An 18,582-nucleotide genomic window follows, 5' to 3' on the forward strand; every position below is an offset into this window, starting at 1 on the left:
ACGTTACTCCTTGTGTGCCGCGGCGGCGGCAAAGGCATCGAGCAAGCTCCGAAGCCGGACGGCGATCTGGCTGCCGGCAGAGGGCGGGCCAGCGACGCTGAGGGGACTGGGGGCGAGCATTTTGAGGCATGCGATCGCTGAGTACAGGTCGAATACACGACGCCGATTCGGACCGACGCACAGCGGCGCTGCAACCTGTTCAATACAGTCGGCCTCCGGTCCACGGGCCAGAAGTCCAGCACGAGCGACACCGAGCGGGTACAGAGAGTCACCGAATCCGACCTCGTCCAGGTCGACGATCGCCGTGACTCTCCCGTCTTCCACCAACACGTTCTGGTGGGTGGCGTCGATCAAGTAGGGCAACGGGGCGATGCCATCGAATTCGGGATGTAGCTCGTGGATGGTTCTGCGAATTTGTCCAATGGCCGGGGCCTCCCGCTGCGGGGGCGCAAGCTGATCGACGGCACCGGTGAAGTACTCCCACAGCACGTCCGACCAGCGCGGGTGGCACCGAAGGTCACCGTAACTGGCGATACCGCCGTACCCGGGACCGGGCGGGAGGCCGCGCGTGCGGTGCTGAATATCGAGCAGGTCGTCGGCAATGCTTCGCTTCTCGGCAGCGGTAAGGCCCACGTAGACGTTGCAGAGATCGGTTCCTGGGGCTTGCTCAAGGAACATGATCGGCCAGGGCAGCGCTGTCCCGCTCAGGTCCATGTGCAGCACGCGGGGAACGGGCACTCCCACCCTTGCCAGCTTGCACCGCCAGTACGCGAAGCCGGCGAAGCACCCAGCACGGTCGTGACGCGTGATCCGTGCAATCACTGGCTCACCGGACTCCAGCTGCACTGTGAACACGAAGTGACTGCGGCCCATCGGGATTCGGTTCGCGGTCACGGCCTCTTGATTCAGGCATCGGCTGGCCGCCCGCAGGACTGCCTGCTCTGTCGGCGGCTTCATGGCAGGAGCACCTCTGCTGCCGCGAGCGGGATGACATTGAGGCTGGCGTAGCCTCGAAAGAATGACCAGGTCGTCTCGAAGTCGTCGGTACTGACGATCAGACCAGGCACACCGAGGCAACCCGCGAGGTGGCCCAGGCCGCTGTCGCACCCTACGAAGAGACGGCATGACAGCAGACGGGCGACCATTTCGGGAAGGTCGGCCCGGACGTAGGTCAAGTCCTCGCCGAGGTAGGTCTGGGTGTCGGGGCCGCCGAGGACCCGTACTTCACCGTGCGCCGAGACCTGGTTCAGGAGCCGCCGAGCCGAGTGTCGCGATGGCGCAGTGCCGGAACGCGCATCGAGCTGGCAATACACCACATTCTCTTGGCCACGAGGCGTCGGTGCCTGGCGGAGAGGCAGCGGCGGCACTCGGTGGCGGGCTCGCCCTCCAAAGGCGTCGGTGACGGCGTGGTTGAACCGGTCAAGCCAGGGGATGCTCCATGACGATCGGGCGAAGATCGCGTCGCCGTTGATCGACTCGCTGGGCGAAGGGGCATAGCTCACCCGCTTGCACGCGAACACCTCCACTACCTCGGCAAGGATGGGCGAACCGGATACGGCAACTGATGCCACGGCGTTGTCGCGGCAGTAGTGCTCGAGGCCGGTCACGATGCCCAGTGCGTCGCCGAGGCGGTTATGCCGGGCAAACCGCATCACAGTTCCCCCGGCGAGTGTTGACGGCGGTGTGTCCACCCGCGACGCGATTTTTGCTGCGTCGACGAGCTGGTCGCTCAGGCAGCGCAGCCCTCGTTGGCCGCAGCGCCAAGTCCGAGGAACCGCTGCAATGTCCACTGCGGACTGATGGTGGAATTCGACAAATCGCACCTCGTCGAAGCCGAACTCCTCGATGAGCTCACGCATTGCCGGCGGCCCGCTCACCTCGACTCGGGCCAGTCCATGTGTACGGGCATAGGAGGCCAGGCCGGCGGCCAACTCGACACAGTCACGGACAGGAAGGTCGGCGGCTGCGAAGCGCGTCGGCAGCTCTTCTCGGCCACACAGCGACGGTCGCTTCATTGAGCCTCCTCACACGCATCTGCACGCATGCACATGGCATCGAACCGTCGCTTGCCCCTCAGCAGGCGTACGACCAGCTCTCTGGCGTGAGCATCGGAGAAGTACGGGTTGAGGGAGTACACCCGGAGAGCGACGACCGGCTCGCCAGCCGGTGTATAGAAGGCCGCGGAGGTCTTGCTCACTGCGATTTGTTCAGCGTCCGGCACCCGTTGAGTCGATAGCCACGCGAATAGGTCAGAGGTGTACTGGTTTATCCGGCGGACGGAGCTGGTGTCGTCGAAGTCCTCCTCGGTAGCGGCGGGGTCGTCCGGCGGGTAACAGCGCACGAACACGTCCGGGCCGTACGAATGTCTGTTGATAGCTGTCGCGTCGCGACCTGCCAAGGCATTGATGTGGCGCCGGAGCGTTTCTGCCGTTTCAAGCGCGTGGCCGAGCAGTTGCCGCATCCCCTGCTTGCCCAGAGCTTGCAAGCCAACCCAGGTTGCGACCATGTTCGCTGCCGACCTGGACGTCTCCAACGTGAAGGTCCCGGGGTTGTAGGCATCCTTGTCATGGAACAATGGGGTCATGGCTCCGCCGTCGCGGCGCAGCCGCGAGAAGTCCCGACCATCTCGCATGACGATCATGCTCGACGTATAGGGCGCGAAACCGGTCTTGTGGAAGTCCGTTCCGAACGAGTCGGCGTGCTGCACCGTTTTCAGACGCTCCACAAGTCGGGCCAGCTTGGCCACCACAGGTGGGCTGAAGCCGAGGGGGTTCTGATGCAAGTCATAATCGATGAAGCAGAGGTATGCCCACCCGATGACCGTGTCTGCATGCACATGGGGCGTGTAATCCAACCCATATTCGGCGGCCAGCCGATCCCGCATCGTAGCGATCTCGCCGAAGTCGTCGACAGCCATGTTGGAAGTCGTCCCGCCCGCGCCGACGATGCATGCAAGCCGGTGGCCGCGTGTCAGGACGTCCCGGCAAGCCGCTTCCATCGACTCCAGATCCGTGGTCTGGTCGGGTAGCGACGCAGCGGATATGTAGTTTCGGGTGCCGATCCCCAGCCACGCGCACGCGGATTTCTGCGAGTAGTGCGCCGGCCAGGACCCGACGACGGCCATCCCAGGCTCGATCCCACGCTCGGCGTGGTCGGGCTGTGCCTTGGAAATGCCGACGTTGATGGCGTACAGGTTGGTCGCGGTGCCGCCGAACGTGAACAGGCCGCCTGCCCGCTCCGGGTCGTACCCCGCCAGCCGCGCCAACGCCTGGGCGGAGGACAGCTCGGCGGAAAGGGTCTCCGCGGCGTCCTCCCCAGTGACACCGTTAGGCATGAACAACGACACCGCGCACAACGCTGCCAGGTTGACGAACGACGGTGGCGGAACGATGTTCTTGGCGAACATCTGATGATGAACTTTGACCGACCCAGCGAGCCACCAGCGCAATTGGCTGAGCGCCGTCTCCGCCGTGACAGGGCTCTCCGGCAGCCATCCGTCACCCACGAGGGAACGCCCACCCTCCTGGCCAGTGCGCGGATACACGGGCCCCTCGCCCTGATGGCTCAGCGTCTCATCGAGAGCGCGGCGAAGAAGCTCGATAAGCGCATCGGCATTGGTCCCCTCTGGATGCAGGAACAGGCCGCTGCGCCAGCGCTCAAACTCATCTCCATCCCCGAAGGAATCAGTCGTCATCGCAGATCGAACCTGGCGATTCGGAGGAGCAACGTGACTGCGCTCATCGCACGGACTTTCCGTAGAGCTTCATGCGCTCAGGCCGGGGCGTGCGCCGCCGACCGGACACGAGATCCTCGCAAGCGACCGCGATGGACCACACCAGATCGTCGTACTGACGGCGCAGAATCCCTACTCGCCCCGCCGCGGCCGCATCACCCCCAGCCAGTCGCTCCGTATGGACTATCCGAAGCTTCTGCACCGAGAGTCGGTCAAGCGCCGATCCGATCGACTCCGTGATGGGAGGCACGTCCTCGTTCGCACTCCACGCCGCATCCAAGATCCGGTCGACCTGCTCGATGAGTGCATGGCGAAGGCCGTTGAGATCGTCGATCTCCCGCTTGATGGCCGGAATCTCCCCGTCCCCAGCCTGCCGCACCCGGTCCTCGGCGTCCCACTGGCGGCTGTTGACCGCATGCAGCCGGCCCAGAGCCTGCAACAAGTCGGGCCGATAAGGAGATGGAATCCCGGCGAGAACGTCCTCGGACCATTCACCTTGCTCACCTGCCACGTCGGGGCAGGCTGTACCCGCCGTCATAGGAGCGCGCAGGTCTCCCTCCGACTCACCCGTGTCTGTACCCAGCCATGCACGCGTCTTGGCCATGGGTGGTGATCCCCCTTTCGGTATCTGGTGAGGACGGTCTCTGCCGACCGCCATTGAAGACAGCCTTGAGCATGACCGGAGGGTGTCCGAGAGGGGCGCGGTACTTCACGATTGCTACTCCATGGTGCGCCTGACTCTGCGACCAGAGTGGCTGCTTGGCATCCATCCAGGTCCGCCACCTGCCCCTAAGTTGATCTCGTGGCACGTTAACAGTTCAGGGAGAACAGGTGATCATGGGCCATCTCGCACCAGTGTCTGGTGCCATCTCTCCGCATCGCCGGCCTCCCAGCCGACACCGCGATCCTGGAGAGCCCCAGCCCCCGGCGGCCAGCAGAGCACCCTGCTCATCCTGCTCGGAGCGGCGTATCGGCCTACGACGGCCGGTACCCCGCGCCGGGCGCCGACGGCTCATCGGGCCATACCCGGGCGCGCCCACATCGGGACAGCGGCCCGAACGTGACCCTCCACCTTCGCCACCATGAAATAAGCCCTCCTGTCCACAGCCGTTGACGATCCCCGCGCTCGCAATAAGAGCACAGGGCTCTGACAACGAGTGGACATTTGATCACTTTAGGTGATTGCTTTTCGGCCAGCGTCGACCGCGGTCCGATGCGCCTGAACGCCGATGACCAGGATTTCCGGTGCTCGCTCGACCAACTTCGGCCGTTTCGTCGAATGAGTCGGATCTCCGGGTTCCTATCGACGGACTCCGTCCCTTCTGCCGACACCCCGGCGACCCGAGCCAGAGTTGCGCGAGTGCGCAGGGTTAAGGAACCAAGCACGCGCCGAGGCGAGCCACCAGGTTCCGCAGAAGGCAACCCGCGGTCCCGCCCTCGATCGGGGCGAGGACGGTGCGACGACCGCGATGGCAATCGACATGCTGTTCTTCCTGATCAGCGCCACCATGCACTGGCACGCGAAGAAGGGGCATACGCAGCAGCCCGCCGCGGCCCGCCAAGCCGCCGAGCACCTTCGTTCCGCCTACCAGGTCGCCGCTGCCCAGCCCGTTGGGGGCCTCTACCAGCGCGGCCGGCGTCTGAACCGGCCCCCTCGACTGTGGACGTTGTGAATTGAAACCGCCGGAAATGAAGGGCACGATCATGAAGCGAGCAGGACGAGGCGAAGGAGGACGCCAGGGTGTTTCACCGAATACGCCGCCGGGCCAAGGAGCCCAGCGAGGCGCAGCGCCGATTCTTCGAGCTGTCGGCGCGGCTGCAGAATCAGGTCCCGCCCGGGGTCGGGGTGTCGCCGGCCGAGCCGGAACACACCGAGCCAGCATCCACTTTGGTGGACAACTTCCTTCCGCCGGAGCTGCGGGTGCCCAGCCACGATCAGCTCGACGGCAAGATGATGCCGTGGAAGCAGCCGCTCGTCCTCGACGGTGAGGTGGTCGCCTGCGCCGAGTGCGGCGCGTACCGGGACTGGCTCGTCCTCTCCACCCACGGCCAGATCTGGCTGCGGTGCCGGGCCGGTCACCAACAGCAGGAGACCCGCCTCGACACCGCCTGGTACAACCGGAACTCCGGGCCGGCGGACGCGACGCACGCCACGTTCGAGGACTGCCTGCGCCACCTCGGGCACTGACTCCCACCCCTACGACCCCACCGGGCCCGCGGCCCGCACTGACCACTCGTCGTCAAGCACCAAGGGGTCAGTTCCGCCATGCGCGTTCGCGCCACCACCACCGCCCTCGGCATCACCGCCGCCCTCCTCGCCATGCCCGCCTGTTCCACCGACACCGCTGGCACCAAGCCCGACACCGCACCCCCCGCCCATACCGAGAGGTCGGCCGACACAGCCCAGAAGGCTGGCGTGCTCTCGTCGGCCAAGCTGGAGGCGCGCCTGCTCAACGGGAGCGACCTCGGCAGCGGCTACCTGCGAAAGCCAGAGCGCCCCGCCCAGCACGACGACATCACCGTCGTCGGCTGCCCGGCCCTGAGCGAGCTGGGCGGCGACTCGGCGACCGGCGGCACGTTCGCCTTCCCGCGCAAGGCAAACGCCGCCTTCACCTACGGCGGCAGCAGCTCCGAGATCGACGAGGAGCTGTACAGCGACAGCGTGGAGAAGCTGTCCGGCGGCATCGACCGGATCTTCGACGCCATGACCGGCTGCCCGACCTATCAGGTCGTGGCAGGCGGCACCCCGATCGACATGGCCTCGCAAAAGCTGCCCGCACCCCGCGGCCTCGGTGACGAGCAGTGGAGCCAGCTCCTGACGTTCTCCATCGGAGGAAAGAGCACCGTGGTCAAGCAGACCGCGATCCGCGACGGCAGCCTGCTACTGATCGTCTCCGGCTCCCCGGCCCTCGTCGACCGCCACCTTGACAAGGCCCTCGCCAAGACCACGGCAACGAGCTAGCCCTTCCGCCCACCAAGCTGCTGCCCCCGACCACCATGGGTCAGGGGGCAGCAGCGTAAGGATCGCAGCTCAGCGCACACGTGCCCGCGGTTTCAGGGGCACGCCGGGCAGCGCAAGGGCGGGGATCGACGCACCGTCGCACCCCTGCACGGTGCCGAACCAATCTCCGTTCATCTAGTGCTCGCGGGCCTGCGGCATGGGCACCTTCTTCAAGGAGTGCGAGCACAGCGGCCACAGGTCGGGGGCTTGCTGAGGTTGTTAGATCCGCGAGTTGCGCATCGACTGCCACACTGCGCCTGCCAGGGCCCGCGTCGCCCTGGGGACCGACAGCCCCTCGTGTTCGCGGTAGAGCTCCCAGTTGTACGGGACGAGCGACAGCTTGTTGGAAGACAGCGACCCCGCCTGGTGGGACCTGTACACCGCAAGCGGCTCGGGAAGGCCCCGGGCATCGGCGCCGTCACGCATGATCGAGAGCCACAGGGCGTAGTCCTGCCTCTTGCGCATCTCCGGCATCAGCCTGGTGCCCAGGACGTTACGGTCGTACATGGCGGTCAGAGCGCCGATGTGGTCCTGGACCAGCATCGCGCCGTAGTCCACGTGTTCGCGGGCGCGGACCACGCGCCCGTTCGGGATGAAGTCGGTGCTCTCGCCGTGGTAGTCGGCAGCCATCTTGAAGTACGAGGTGAACGTGAGAGGTGCCGTACCCGCGGCAGCGAATTCGATCTGCCGCTCGGCTTTCTCCGGCAGCCACATGTCGTCGCTGTCGAGGAAGGCGACGTAATCCCCCCGGGCCCGCTCGATAGCGAGGTTGCGTGCCCGCCCGGCACCGCCCCGCTCGGGTGCGGCTTCCGGCAGGACGCGCTTGTCCTGCCGGGCGAACTCCATGAGCAGGTCCATGGAGCCGTCGGACGACTGGTCGTCGGTGATCAGCAGCTCCAGGTCGCTGTGGGTCTGCGTGAGCACCGACCGGATTGCTGCACCGAGCGTGGCTGCCGAGTTGTACACGGGCATCACGACAGACACCAGGGGCACAGCGCTTCTCCTTGCTCAGCCAGAACGACGGTCCATTCAAGCACTGCGTTACTGGCCGACCCGCTGAGCGGCGCGAGCAGCTTGGCCGGGCACCCAGGCTCGAACGTGTCCGGGCTGTACGTAGAGCACGTTCGGGTTGTGGCTGTGCGACCCATAGCCGCTGGAGGCGTTGACGAGTAGATACGCGCCTGCGGGAACATGCCAGTCCCAGCACCAGGCGCCCTGATGCCGACCGGCGTCGCACCAGGTCACGATGCCCTTCGAGCCACGGCGTCCGTGCTGATAAACCCGCATGACCTGGAGAAGTTGCTCTCGCCCGGAACTATGGTGCTGCTGGAATGCCTGTCGCTGAGCCGCGAGGGCGGCTGTGCGCTTGCGACGTGAACGGACCGACAGCGCGACCGTCACGAGGACAGCGAGAGCGACGGCGACAAGGACGCCAGGGCTGGGATGCATTGCCGCATCCCGCATCGTGCCGTCTCAGGGCGGCAAACCCCCAGGGACAGCAAAGACCGGCCGCCCGGCGACAGTGCCTCGCCCCGGTCCGGTCCCCCAACTGCCGGGGTGCTGGTCTGCTGACCTGTTCCGACATGCCGCTGTCTACTGTCCGACTGCGGCGGCAGGGAACCGCGCAGCCTGTTGTGCACACCGGCGTTTACGGCCCTGGAAGCAAAAAGCCCGGCGCCCTCCGTTTGGAAGGGGCCGGGCTGCGTACGTCGGGAGTTGAGCGCGGAGTGTTAGATGACTGGCGCGCGCAGGAGGCGCTCCTGAGTGGCCTCGGGCAGTACCCGGCGTAGGACCGGTGCGGTCGAGCTGAGGGAGGCGGCAAAGGCTGCCACGAGGTCGTGGGGGACGCTGGCCCCGAACGAGGCTGCCCACAGGCACGGTGCGCCGAGCGCGGGCTCGGACCATGCCTGCCATCCGGCCGGTCCCGCCTCGTCGGCCTCGGTCGTCAGGACGCGCGGGTGGGCGTCCTGGATGAGGGACGGCACCTCCCCGAGGCTGATGTGCGAGGTGAACGTCGGGTCCGTTGCTGCCGCCTGAGGCTGGTCGATGTCGCGGAGCCAGCCGTGGGCGGCGACAGCGTCGAGGACCAGCTCGGGGCCGGCGAGCGGCACGGCGGGCTGGTCGCGGGCGTCGAGCGCGACGAGGAAGTCGGCCACGGCCTCGCCGGGGAGGTCCGTGGTGAAGTAGGCCGACCATTGAGCGAGCGGGTTGCTCGTGTCCGCGCGGGCGGAGATCTGCCAGGCAATCGGCAGTTCTCCCAGATGGAACGGCTCGTCCGCCAGATTCCACTGCGCCCAGCGGAGGGCGTCGGGGCTGATGTGCAGGACGGTGCTGCGCAGGACCTGGCGGTCCTCCGGTGCTTCGTCCGGCTCGTGTCGTCCGCGGACGATCGTCAGGCTCGTCCAGCCGAGGCCGGACAGCGTGTCGGCGATGGCGTCGTAGAGGCGCCCATCGTCACCGGCCAGATGCCGGGGACCGACCCAGAACGCGGGCTGGCCGCCGCGCGGGGTGGACGGGCCGAGCGGGAAGTCGGGGTACAGGGGCGCCTCCAAGGGCTCGATGCGGGCTAGTTTCCGCCCGCACGGCGGCGGGGGCGGCCCAGGGGCGCCTGAACGGGGCCCTGCCAGGCCAGGGTGACGGCGACCTCGGGCGGCAGATGGCCGAGCTGTGCGTCCTCGTCCCGCCCCTCGGCGAGGTAGACGACGGTCCGGCCGGTCTCGTCCACGGACTGCACGACCTGCGAAAGGCGGTGCACCATCGGAAAGAACGGGTTCATGGCCTGGCGGACCGGAGCAGTCCGGTCGCAGGCGGACAGCAGGTCGATGAGATCACCGACGGTCATCTCCGAGGACGTCACGAACAGCCTCCTGGGGTGAGGGGAAACGGTGAGCGATGAAAGGAGCGGAAGCTCGACAGCCAGCCGGCCGCCAGAGCGAGGACTACTCGTGGGCGCCTGGCTGTCGTACACGACGTGAGGTCTCCAGCACGCGCGCCACGGCGGCGGCGACGATGTCAGCTGGCGTCTCGGTGTCGAACGACAGGTGGTAGCCGGGCACCTCGGCCGTGCCGGTGACGGCGATCGTCCATCCCTCGCCGTCAGTGCCGGGGCGGCCGAGCGGGAACCAGCCGAGGTAGAAGCGGCCGTCCTTCGAGCTGACGTGCACGTCCGCGCGGTCGTCCACGATCAGGTGGAAGTCCTCTGCGGAGAACTGGTCCATGACGAGCGTGGGCTGGCCGGGGCCCAGCTGCCACTCGCGCAGCCGCAGGGTTTCGGCGGTGGTGGAAAAGCCGGGGCTCACGGGCGCTACGGTCACGGGCAATCACCTCTCTGACCTGGGGTTTTTACAAGGTCGTCCACGTTGACATGCCCTCGCACACGTTGGCCAGTCTTTCTGCGGTCTTTACTGTCTGCCCCCGGCGAACTGTTGTCCTTCGACATCCAATCGAGGCGTTTGACAGCGAACCCTGTCGCTTCGGCCTTTCTGGCAGTGGTGTCGGACCCGCCAGATAGACTTCTGTCGATCGTGACGAACGAGACACTGAGAGGAGGAAGTTGACTGAGATGAGCGAGTCCGAACGGCCAACGTCAGGAGCGTGTGACCTTGAGATGGTGATCGCCACCAACCGGCTGGAAGTCGGGATCGACATCACCGGCGTTGAATTGCTGATCCTCGAAGATGAGCTTCGGGTAGCAACCCGTGACCCGCGAGTTCGTGAAGCGGCAGCCCTGGGCTGGGAGTCTGACGACTTCCGAAAAATCTTCGAAGAGCGGCTGCTGGGCAGCAAGACTCACGCTGGCCCTGCACACGTCGAATGCGCGAAGACCCGGCTCGCCAAGGCGGCGGACGCCCTTCGCGACGCGCAAGGTGTTCACGACCCAAGTCTCGTCACTGAGTATCTTGCTGCCCTAGCAGAACTGCTCGCCTATTACGTGAGCTTTCAGCGCCGCAGCTTGATGACTCTACTCGCATCGTTGGCGCCGAGGCCGCCCGACTGTGTGAACTGGGCACCGCGACCTCTTGATACATCACCCCAGGTCGCTCCTCGCGGCCCAAACCCCGCCTTCCCCGTGATCAGTCTTCGGGGCGGGCGCAGCGCGCTGGGGAGCGCCGTACTAGCTGCTTAAGCGACCCGCCGACCCTTGTAGGTCGGAAGGTTTAAGTCGTGTTCTTTCTGCCGGACTCTGCCCCGTGGTGGGCTGTCTTGGGCATCGCATTCTTGTTCATCGTCGTGACCGGCGTGGGGGTCGTCCTGCGCGCGGTCTGGCCGCAGCAGTCGAGTGACCGCAAGGAGCTGCTGATGCAGCGGCAGCGGGCGCGAGAGCAAGAGCGCAAGCGTCGTGAGCGGCGGGAGGTAGAGAACCGGGAGTGAGTGGCGGGCGGCATGGGGGATGACAAGCTTCAACTTTCCACCCCTTCCGTGTGGGATGGCGCCGACGCTGTCCAGTGGCCGCACACAACTGATATCCCACCAAGTTAGTCCCTTGATACCGAACCGAGTCCGCCGTCAGTCGTTCCTTGTCATCGAATCCAGTCGATGCAGGTCAGGAGGCCGCGCACACGGCCATGGCGGCGAGACCCGCTTTGACAACGAAGTTGGTCGTCGCTGGTCAGCGGCATCCGGCCGACTAGGACTTGTCCGGGCGATCATGTGCGAAGCCAGATGACCAGGGCGGCTGTAGTGGCAGTGCCGAGGAAGACGTAGCCGCGTTTGTCGTAGCGAGTGGGTGCGCCACGAGGTGCCATGGAATCGAGTGAGGTGAGAGACCTTCACCGCCGGGTTGTCGTAGCGATCCGGTTGAAGCTGGGGGCAGTTCGGTTCGGGGGATGCCGGGCCGAGCGGTAAGCAGCCCCGACAACGCCGGGACGGGTTGGTACTGCCAGACGACCCGGGTCCGGCTAGCGAGACAGGAAGGTGCACGCGAGAAATCAGTGCCTGACGCCCCGTAATTACGACACCGGCTCGAACCTGGCGGATCTGGGCCGGACGCAGTGCACGACCACCAGTGCTCGTCGGTGGTCGACTCCGAAGCCGACTCTACTCATCGGTGGGGAGGCCACGCCGAAAGTCTGCGGCGTAAGCGTGGCGATGCTGCCGGGGTAGAGCTGGGCACCTCACCTGTCGATCGATTTCGTGGTGAACGTGGGAACTGCTCGCGGTCGCTCTCGTATGGGACATCCAGTCCCATCGGGGGCAGGTCCATCGCCGGCTGATGGCCGTCGGGCAGGACGGAGGCTCCGTAGTACTCCGAGGTCGGGAAAGCCGATCGCATGGGGAAGGGAGCCAGCAAGTCAGCAGCAAGGAGAGTGGAATGCCAGGAGGCTGTCGCCGGTGAATACCGACGAGCTGGAATGGGCCTTGATGAAGGCCGAACGCCGGGTACTGGAGATCCAGACCAAGCTGCACCGTTGGGCTACCGATGATTCTCATCGCAGGTTCGACGACCTGTTCAACCTCGTGGCCGATCCCGCCTTCCTGTTGGTGGCATGGGACCGTGTCCGGGGAAACAAGGGCGCCCGCACGGCCGGAGTGGACGGGAAGACCGCCCGCTCCATCGAGGCCGGGCAGGGAGTCGAGGCGTTTCTCGACAGGCTGCGGACCCAGATCAGAGACCGCAGCTTCCACCCGGTTCCTGTCCGGGAGCGGATGATTCCCAAGGCGAATGGCAAGTTTCGTCGTCTCGGGATTCCGACTGTGGCGGACCGAGTGGTCCAGGCATCCTTGAAACTGGTGCTGGAGCCGGTATTCGAAGGGGATTTCCTCCCGTGTTCCTATGGGTTCCGCCCGAACCGCCGAGCTCACGATGCGATCGCCGAGACTCGCTACCTCGCCAGCCACGGATACGAGTGGGTGGTGGAGGGCGACATCACGGCATGCTTCGACGAGATCGCGCACCCGGCCCTCATGGAGCGGGTGCGGAATCGAATCGGGGACAAGCGGATGTTGTCCTTGGTGAAGGCGTTCTTGAAGTCCGGGATCCTGTCCCGTGACGGAGCCTTCATGGACACACGCACCGGGACCCCGCAGGGCGGGATCCTGTCGCCGCTGCTGGCCAACATCGCACTCTCGGTCTTGGACGAGCACATCGCCCAGGGTCTCGGAGGACCAGATGGCACCTCCGAGGATCGGCGCAGGAGACGGCGCCGAGGATTGCCCAACTACCGGCTGGTCCGGTATGCGGACGACTTCCTCGTACTCGTCTTCGGGCGCCGTGAGCATGCCGAGGAACTACGCGACGAGGTCGCAGAGGCATTGAAGCCAATGGGCCTTCGCCTGTCGGTGGAGAAGACAAAGATCACGCATATTGACGAGGGCCTTGACTTTCTCGGATGGCGCATCCAGCGTCACCGGAAACTTGGCACTGATCGGCAGTACATTTATACCTACCCGGCACGGAAATCAGTACGTTCCGCCACGGGCAAGGTGAAGGAACTGACCGGACGGCAGAACGTCGGCTTGTCGCTGGAGTCCTTGCTCCACCGATTGAACTCGGTGTTGCGCGGATGGTGCGCGTATTTCCGTCCCGGAGTGTCGAACGTCGCTTTCTGTTACCTCAGCCACTACACGTGGATGAGAGTGACGCGATGGATCCGCCGCAAGCACCCCCGGATCACTTGGAAACAGCTCCGTCGACGCTATTACGGCGGCGGCTGGTGGCCCGTCACAGAGGAAACAGAACTGTTTAACCCGGCAAAGGTAAGCACGACCAGATACCGATACCGGGGAAAACTCATTCCGTCTCCGTGGCCCACTACGGCATGAGGAACTGAACACCCGCAAACGGGATTTGTGGAGAGCCCGGTGCCCGGAGACGGGCACGCCGGGTTCGGGAGGCGGCTCGGGGAAACCCACTGGTGAAACACCAGCAGGGCGCCCCGAGTCGACCTCACCCACGGCCCGGCACTGCTTCAACCTGTTGATCGCCCGCTCGACCGTGTTGCGTTTTTTGTACCGCTCCTCGTCGAACCCGGGTGGCCGTCCACCGCGTGAGCCTTTGCGCAGGCGGGCGGCCTGGCTGTCGGTCTTCTCCGGGATGGTGTGCCGGATGCCCCGTCGTCGCAGGTAGTCGCGGCAGGGGCCGTTGCTGTATGCCTTGTCCGCGGCGAGGCTGTCGGGCTTGGTGCGCGGTCTGCCCGGCCCCGGCCGTGGAACGCGGATCTTCTCCAGCACCGGCTGGAACTGGGTGCAGTCGGCCCGCTGTCCACCGGTGACCATCAGGGACAGCGGGCGGCAGCGGCCGTCGGAGCTCAGGTGGAGTTTGCTGGTGAGCCCGCCGCGCGAGCGGCCCAGGCCCTCACCTCCTGCACCACCTCCACCAGGCGGGCGAGCAGGCTCTGCCACGGTGGCTCGTCCTGGTGTTCTGCTGTTTCGGCCCCTTTTGGCGCGGTTGCCGGCGGCGGATCGGTGCGGGCACCGGCCGCGTGCTGGTGGGCGCGCACGATGGTCGAGTCGACCGCGATGTCCCAGTCGATGTCGCCGACGGCGTCGGCCGCTGCCTGGACCTGCTGCAGCAGGCGTTCCCAGGTGCCGTCGGCCGACCACTGCCGGTGGCGTTCATAGACCGTCTTCCACGGCCCGAACCGTTCGGGCAGATCACGCCACTGCACGCCGGTTCGCACACGGTGCAGGATCCCGTCGATCACCTGCCGGTGATCCCGCCACCTGCCACAACGCCCATTGCTGACCGGCAAAAACGGCCGCAGTCGTTCCCACTCCGCATCGCTCAGATCACCCCGCCCCATGCCACATCAACGACCCAGACACGAGGCAGTCACGTGATCGACCGGACAAGCCCTAGCTTCGCTGTCAACGGACAACTGTGTCCTTTGACAGTTGTGTAGGTTCTCAAGATCCACGTCACATTCTCAGCGCCGACGCCATAGCGACCGCACCTGCGGCGTTGGCACTGAGAACCCGCTGGTCAGCAGTCCGTTCGCACTGGTCCTTTCAGAGTCTCACTGTGACGCCAGTCTGGGTTGGTGTGAGTCTCATCGGAGTTGGCGTTTCTCATCAATGTCTGCCGTACCCGATGAGTTTTGTGCGGGTCCGTGGTCGATACGGCTGGATTCACCGACAGGGGTGGGCCTGTGCTGGGGACGTTTCAGCGCGGGAGGAAGCACATGGAGGCTGTGATGAGCGTCGATGACTCCGACCAGGGGCACGCGATCCGGACGGGCGGGCAGGGGACGGGGGTGAGCGGTCCCAGGGTGTTGGTGGCGGGGGCGAGCATCGCGGGACCCGCGCTGGCCCACTGGCTGCGACGGCGGGGGGCCGAGGTGACCGTGGTGGAGCAGGCTCCCGAGCTGCGTCCCGGCGGGCAGGCGGTGGACGCGCGCGGGGTCGCCAGGGAGGTCATCGGGCGCATGGGGTTGGCCCCGGCGGTGCGCGCGGCGTGCACCGACACCGCCGGCGCGCACACCGTGGACGCGGACGGGCAGGTGCTGGAGACCTTCCGTGCCGACGACGACGGTGGCGACGGGTTCATCGCGGACATCGAGATCCTGCGCGGGGACCTGTCCCAGGTGCTCTACGACGACACCCGCGACGGCGTCGAGTACGTCTTCGGCGACCGAATCGCCGAGCTCGTCCAGGACGCGGACGGGGTCGACGTGGTCTTCGCGGGCGGCAGCCGGCGGCGCTTCGACTTGGTGGTTGGGGCAGACGGGCTGCACTCGGAGCTGCGAGCGATGGTCTTCGGGCCGCATGAGCGGTTCCTCCGCCACCTCGGGCACGCGCTGGCCTTCTACAGTGTGCCCAACGTGTTCGGGCTGGACCGCTGGCTGCTGGAGTACCAGGATCAGGAGTCCGGGCGCTCCGCCCTCCTGCGGCCCGTCCGGGACGCTACCCGGGCGATGGCCATGTTCTCCTTCGCCTCGGCTGACTTCGACGTCGACCACCGTGACGTCGCGGCCCAGAAGGTCCTAGTGCGGGAGCGGATGGCGGGCCTGGGCTGGTTGACCCCGGACATCCTCGCGCACCTGGACGACACTCCGGACTTCTACCTCGACCAGGTCGCCCAGGTGGTGATGGACCGCTGGTCGAGTGGACGGGTGGGGTTGCTCGGAGACGCGGCGTTCAGCTCGTCGCCGATGTCCGGGCAGGGCACCGGGCTGGCACTGGTCGGCGCCTATCTGCTGGCCGGTGAGCTGGCCGCTGCCGGATGGGACCCCCACGCCGGATTCGCCCGCTACGAGGCGCGGATGCGCTCGTTCGTCGAGGCCAACCAGGAGATCGGCCGGTTGAACGCCCGCAGCCGCGACGTCCCCGGGCCAGACACCGAGCCGGGCCCCGATTTCGCCGGCGAATGGTTCACGGAGCTGGTCGGGCGCGCGATCAGCGGCGTCGAGCTGCCCGACTACGCGGGGGTGCCGGACTCCGCAGCCCCGGCCGGATCGCCGATCACCTCGTCGGCCAAGCCGTAGGTGTCACATAACGTGTCGAGAGGGACCACGCTTCGGTAGGACACCGCCGGACGACCTCCGCTCATGCCGCATGGTGCGCGTTGGAGGGCCCGTTCGGCGGCCAGGCCACGTTCCGATGAGGCGGTGTTGGCTCGGGAAACCGACAAGATCAATGAGAATCCACCGCGTGGGATCTCTGTGGTCCTGTCACTTGCCTGGTCGGCGCTCACCGGAGCTGACAAGACCATTGAGACATCAACCCCGTGACGCCCAAGCCCATTGATCCCAGCCGGATCGCTCGCCCGTCTTGTCTCAAGGCAGTTGTCAGTACGCAGCTCGCCGACATGGCCTCCCTGACACGATGAATGAGAACGGACATCAGCGCCCCGGGCATTCCGGCCAGTCCGACGAGGACCGCGCGGATATTGGGGCAGAGTTGAGAATCGCGCGGGCTGTCTGGCCGGATGCTGCGTGAGAACGCCCAGGTCACAGCCCGGCAGATGACACGGTCCGCGAGAACCCACAAGTTGACTCAGTCGTCTGCCACCAGACCGGGGGCATTCAGTCTTACGCTGACGGCTATGAACTTTCCGATGTTTCGCCGTTCCTCGCCGGTGGGATGACCCCGTGCTACGAGTGGTTACCTTCAACACGCTATTCGGCGGGCATACGGACTCCGGGCTTGGGCCAGCTGACCGATGGGACGGGCAGATGGAGTTCCTGCGCTCGCTGCGACCGGACGTGCTCGCGCTCCAGGAGTGCAACTTCTGGGACCTGCTGGGCCGACGGCGCCTGCGCCGGGCAGTCACTGCCCTCGGCATGGCCCAGGGCTTCCTTGCGGAGGCCAATGTGACGACAGCCGGTCATCGTTTCCACTCCGCGATCCTGCTCAGCGACCGCGTCGGGGTCGATGCCGAGGACGCGGACCGTACGCGCTACCACCACGTCATGGGCTGGGCGAACCTGCTTCTGCCGAGCGTGGACGGTCTAGTGGAACTGCGCAATCTTCACTTGGACCCGTTCGATCCGCGTAACCGGGCACGGGAGGTCGCCCCACTCGAAGTCCTCGCTGCGCCCGGACGGCATTCGCTGATCGTCGGTGACATCAACTCCATCGGGCTCGGGTTCCCCGAACCAGACTGGACACAGCTTCCGCCGCATCTGCTCAACGGTCACGTACGCGCACCCGGCCACGGCCAGGAGCTGGTCTCTGATCGTGAGGCGGTGCAGTTGCTCGCCCGCTCAGGGTTCGTCGACGCCGCGAGCTGCTTCGGGCAAGAGGCGGTGGCGACAGCCGCATTCGGTCCTGGCGACGTGCCTCGCCGTCAAGACCTCATCCTCGCAAGCCCGGCGTTGGCGCTGGTACTGACCAGCTACCAGGTGCACATGGAGCCGGTGGACGAAGGCTGGTCGGACCACGCCGCTGTGTCGGCGGACTTCGACCTGACCGTGTGACGAGAACGGCCGTCATGCCCTGTTGCCGACACTCAGGTGGTGGTGGGTGAGCTGAAGCTTGGCCCACCGCGCCGCTTCGGCCATCAGCGTTCCGCCCGGCCACTGCTCCATGGAGGGCAGCTCCATCCCGCCCACGCTGTGGGTGAGTGGCGGCCGGTGCACCGTGAGCTGATGGAACACGGCGGACAGCTGCGAGTCGTTGTCCAGGTCGTGCCGACGCTTCGTCGTCAGCCCTTCGCGGACGATGTCCTCGATGGAGGACTCGCCCGCGCCGGGTCCCGCGAGGGTGAGCCTGTCCACGAGCTTGTCCACCGGTACATACTCCGGCCGACCACCGACGTCGCCCGCGTACAGCACGAGCGCGACCGTGGGCAGGGCGTGTACGAAGGAACCGCCGCCGAAGTCCGTCGGCCACGCCGGTTCGAGGAGCGTGGCTGACCGGTATACGGACTGCACCCACGCGTCGTTGAGCCACGTCTCCGTCGACACTGGGAACGCCAGCCGTCCCGCCCGCCACCACAGATCCCGCACGTGTGTCATGCCCGCTAACCTACTGGCAGGAACCGAAGCTGGCACGCCCTTACGAGCTGCTGCTACCAGAGTCGGCCGCGACGTCACCCCGCACCTGCAGAACCAGCCGCGCTACGCACACGGCGAACTGGTCGCGCGAGTCTTCCCGCTGTACGCCTACCTCGGCGCGCACTCATTTCTTGTGCCTTGTCAGTGGCGCAATTGCTGGTGTGGACGAGGGTTTGACCTGGTGAGCAGGTGGTAACGCGCTGCGGTACGCGAATGTGACGTCCGTTCGCGCAGGCGCCGGCGGTTTGGGTAACAGCCGTCGGCGCCGCTTGATTTAAGCAGTGGCTAAGGACGGGGTTGCTGCTAAGAGGGCGACTGGTACAGCCTCGAACGGGGAGAGCCTTCGGAGCGGGCATCGCTTCGAAGTGAACCTTCAAGGAGAAGGGGATCGCCGCCAAAGGCATGACCTGCTG

16 protein-coding genes and 2 pseudogenes are annotated in these 18,582 nt (G+C 66.2%); 8 read left to right on the forward strand and 10 right to left on the reverse strand.

The window, feature by feature from the left end:
- Window positions 1-3: 3 nt before the first annotated feature.
- The 4 genes from ACK1X7_RS31130 to ACK1X7_RS31145 are packed head-to-tail and all read right to left on the reverse strand — an operon-like array spanning window position 4 to window position 4,337.
- Window positions 4-957 (reverse strand): phosphotransferase family protein, encoded by a 954-nt coding sequence (locus ACK1X7_RS31130; protein ID WP_413115943.1) that lies wholly within the window; start codon window positions 955-957, stop codon window positions 4-6.
- Window positions 954-2,015: a glycosyltransferase family 9 protein gene (locus ACK1X7_RS31135; protein WP_413115944.1), complete on the reverse strand. Its 1,062-nt coding sequence runs from the start codon at window positions 2,013-2,015 to the stop codon at window positions 954-956. The genes ACK1X7_RS31130 and ACK1X7_RS31135 overlap by 4 nt, the downstream gene beginning before the upstream one ends.
- Window positions 2,012-3,694, reverse strand: a complete 1,683-nt coding sequence (locus tag ACK1X7_RS31140; RefSeq protein WP_413115945.1) for a pyridoxal phosphate-dependent decarboxylase family protein — start codon at window positions 3,692-3,694, stop codon at window positions 2,012-2,014. The genes ACK1X7_RS31135 and ACK1X7_RS31140 overlap by 4 nt, the downstream gene beginning before the upstream one ends.
- A 43-nt stretch (window positions 3,695-3,737) precedes the next feature.
- Window positions 3,738-4,337, reverse strand: a complete 600-nt coding sequence (locus ACK1X7_RS31145) for a DUF4254 domain-containing protein (RefSeq protein WP_413115946.1) — start codon at window positions 4,335-4,337, stop codon at window positions 3,738-3,740.
- A gap of 745 nt (window positions 4,338-5,082) precedes the next feature.
- On the opposite strand from ACK1X7_RS31145, the pseudogene ACK1X7_RS31150 reads away from it, so the two are divergent.
- The 3 genes and pseudogenes from ACK1X7_RS31150 to ACK1X7_RS31160 all read left to right on the forward strand — a co-directional run.
- Window positions 5,083-5,385 (forward strand): annotated as a pseudogene (locus ACK1X7_RS31150) (mobilization protein); the annotation flags it as partial.
- A gap of 89 nt (window positions 5,386-5,474) precedes the next feature.
- Complete coding sequence (locus ACK1X7_RS31155; protein WP_413115947.1) at window positions 5,475-5,921, forward strand: hypothetical protein; 447 nt, start codon at window positions 5,475-5,477, stop codon at window positions 5,919-5,921.
- Window positions 5,922-5,999: 78 nt separating this feature from the next.
- The gene (locus ACK1X7_RS31160; protein WP_413115948.1) at window positions 6,000-6,695 is read left to right on the forward strand and encodes a hypothetical protein; all 696 of its coding nucleotides are present in this window, start codon (window positions 6,000-6,002) and stop codon (window positions 6,693-6,695) included.
- Between the two features lie 258 nt (window positions 6,696-6,953).
- Here the strand turns inward: ACK1X7_RS31160 and ACK1X7_RS31165 are convergent, their stop codons facing one another.
- The 4 genes from ACK1X7_RS31165 to ACK1X7_RS31180 form a co-directional block, all read right to left on the reverse strand.
- Complete coding sequence (locus tag ACK1X7_RS31165; RefSeq protein ID WP_413115949.1) at window positions 6,954-7,727, reverse strand: glycosyltransferase family 2 protein; 774 nt, start codon at window positions 7,725-7,727, stop codon at window positions 6,954-6,956.
- Between the two features lie 737 nt (window positions 7,728-8,464).
- A complete protein-coding gene (locus ACK1X7_RS31170) occupies window positions 8,465-9,286 on the reverse strand; it encodes a DUF317 domain-containing protein (RefSeq protein WP_413115950.1) in 822 nt (273 codons plus the stop codon).
- A 14-nt stretch (window positions 9,287-9,300) separates the two neighbouring features.
- A complete protein-coding gene (locus tag ACK1X7_RS31175; protein WP_413115951.1) occupies window positions 9,301-9,591 on the reverse strand; it encodes a hypothetical protein in 291 nt (96 codons plus the stop codon).
- A gap of 82 nt (window positions 9,592-9,673) precedes the next feature.
- A complete protein-coding gene (locus ACK1X7_RS31180) occupies window positions 9,674-10,048 on the reverse strand; it encodes a DUF317 domain-containing protein (protein ID WP_413115952.1) in 375 nt (124 codons plus the stop codon).
- A gap of 248 nt (window positions 10,049-10,296) precedes the next feature.
- Here ACK1X7_RS31180 and ACK1X7_RS31185 point away from each other — a divergent pair, with 248 nt between their 5' ends.
- From ACK1X7_RS31185 to ltrA, 3 genes are all read left to right on the forward strand, one after another.
- A complete protein-coding gene (locus ACK1X7_RS31185; protein ID WP_413115953.1) occupies window positions 10,297-10,860 on the forward strand; it encodes a hypothetical protein in 564 nt (187 codons plus the stop codon).
- Between the two features lie 38 nt (window positions 10,861-10,898).
- Window positions 10,899-11,105, forward strand: a complete 207-nt coding sequence (locus tag ACK1X7_RS31190) for a hypothetical protein (RefSeq protein WP_413115954.1) — start codon at window positions 10,899-10,901, stop codon at window positions 11,103-11,105.
- 960 nt (window positions 11,106-12,065) lie between these two features.
- Complete coding sequence (gene ltrA, locus ACK1X7_RS31195) at window positions 12,066-13,496, forward strand: group II intron reverse transcriptase/maturase (protein ID WP_413115955.1); 1,431 nt, start codon at window positions 12,066-12,068, stop codon at window positions 13,494-13,496.
- A 129-nt stretch (window positions 13,497-13,625) separates the two neighbouring features.
- Here the strand turns inward: ltrA and ACK1X7_RS31200 are convergent.
- A pseudogene (locus ACK1X7_RS31200) lies at window positions 13,626-14,476 on the reverse strand (IS5 family transposase); the annotation flags it as partial.
- Between the two features lie 390 nt (window positions 14,477-14,866).
- Between ACK1X7_RS31200 and ACK1X7_RS31205 the strand changes: the two are divergent.
- Both ACK1X7_RS31205 and ACK1X7_RS31210 read left to right on the forward strand, forming a co-directional pair.
- Window positions 14,867-16,156 carry an FAD-dependent monooxygenase gene (locus ACK1X7_RS31205; protein WP_413115956.1) on the forward strand — a complete coding sequence of 430 codons (1,290 nt, stop codon included), beginning with the start codon at window positions 14,867-14,869 and terminating at the stop codon, window positions 16,154-16,156.
- 615 nt (window positions 16,157-16,771) lie between these two features.
- Entirely contained in the window at window positions 16,772-17,590 is an 819-nt protein-coding gene (locus ACK1X7_RS31210) for an endonuclease/exonuclease/phosphatase family protein (protein WP_413115957.1), read from the forward strand.
- Window positions 17,591-17,602: 12 nt separating this feature from the next.
- Here ACK1X7_RS31210 and ACK1X7_RS31215 read toward each other — a convergent pair whose 3' ends face one another.
- Window positions 17,603-18,130 (reverse strand): hypothetical protein, encoded by a 528-nt coding sequence (locus ACK1X7_RS31215; RefSeq protein WP_413115958.1) that lies wholly within the window; start codon window positions 18,128-18,130, stop codon window positions 17,603-17,605.
- Window positions 18,131-18,582 lie beyond the last annotated feature (452 nt).

Source organism: Streptomyces sp. CY-1 (assembly GCF_047218265.1).
GTDB lineage: Bacteria > Actinomycetota > Actinomycetes > Streptomycetales > Streptomycetaceae > Streptomyces > Streptomyces niphimycinicus.

Bases quoted from the DNA above. Each gene is read 5' to 3' on its own strand.
- ACK1X7_RS31205 (WP_413115956.1), top strand. From the start codon at position 14,867: ATGAGCGTCGATGACTCCGACCAGGGGCACGCGATCCGGACGGGCGGG.
- ACK1X7_RS31140 (WP_413115945.1), bottom strand. From the start codon at position 3,694: ATGACGACTGATTCCTTCGGGGATGGAGATGAGTTTGAGCGCTGGCGC.
- ACK1X7_RS31130 (WP_413115943.1), bottom strand. From the start codon at position 957: ATGAAGCCGCCGACAGAGCAGGCAGTCCTGCGGGCGGCCAGCCGATGC.
- ACK1X7_RS31185 (WP_413115953.1), top strand. From the start codon at position 10,297: ATGAGCGAGTCCGAACGGCCAACGTCAGGAGCGTGTGACCTTGAGATG.
- ACK1X7_RS31160 (WP_413115948.1), top strand. From the start codon at position 6,000: ATGCGCGTTCGCGCCACCACCACCGCCCTCGGCATCACCGCCGCCCTC.
- ACK1X7_RS31145 (WP_413115946.1), bottom strand. From the start codon at position 4,337: ATGGCCAAGACGCGTGCATGGCTGGGTACAGACACGGGTGAGTCGGAG.
- ACK1X7_RS31135 (WP_413115944.1), bottom strand. From the start codon at position 2,015: ATGAAGCGACCGTCGCTGTGTGGCCGAGAAGAGCTGCCGACGCGCTTC.
- ACK1X7_RS31215 (WP_413115958.1), bottom strand. From the start codon at position 18,130: ATGACACACGTGCGGGATCTGTGGTGGCGGGCGGGACGGCTGGCGTTC.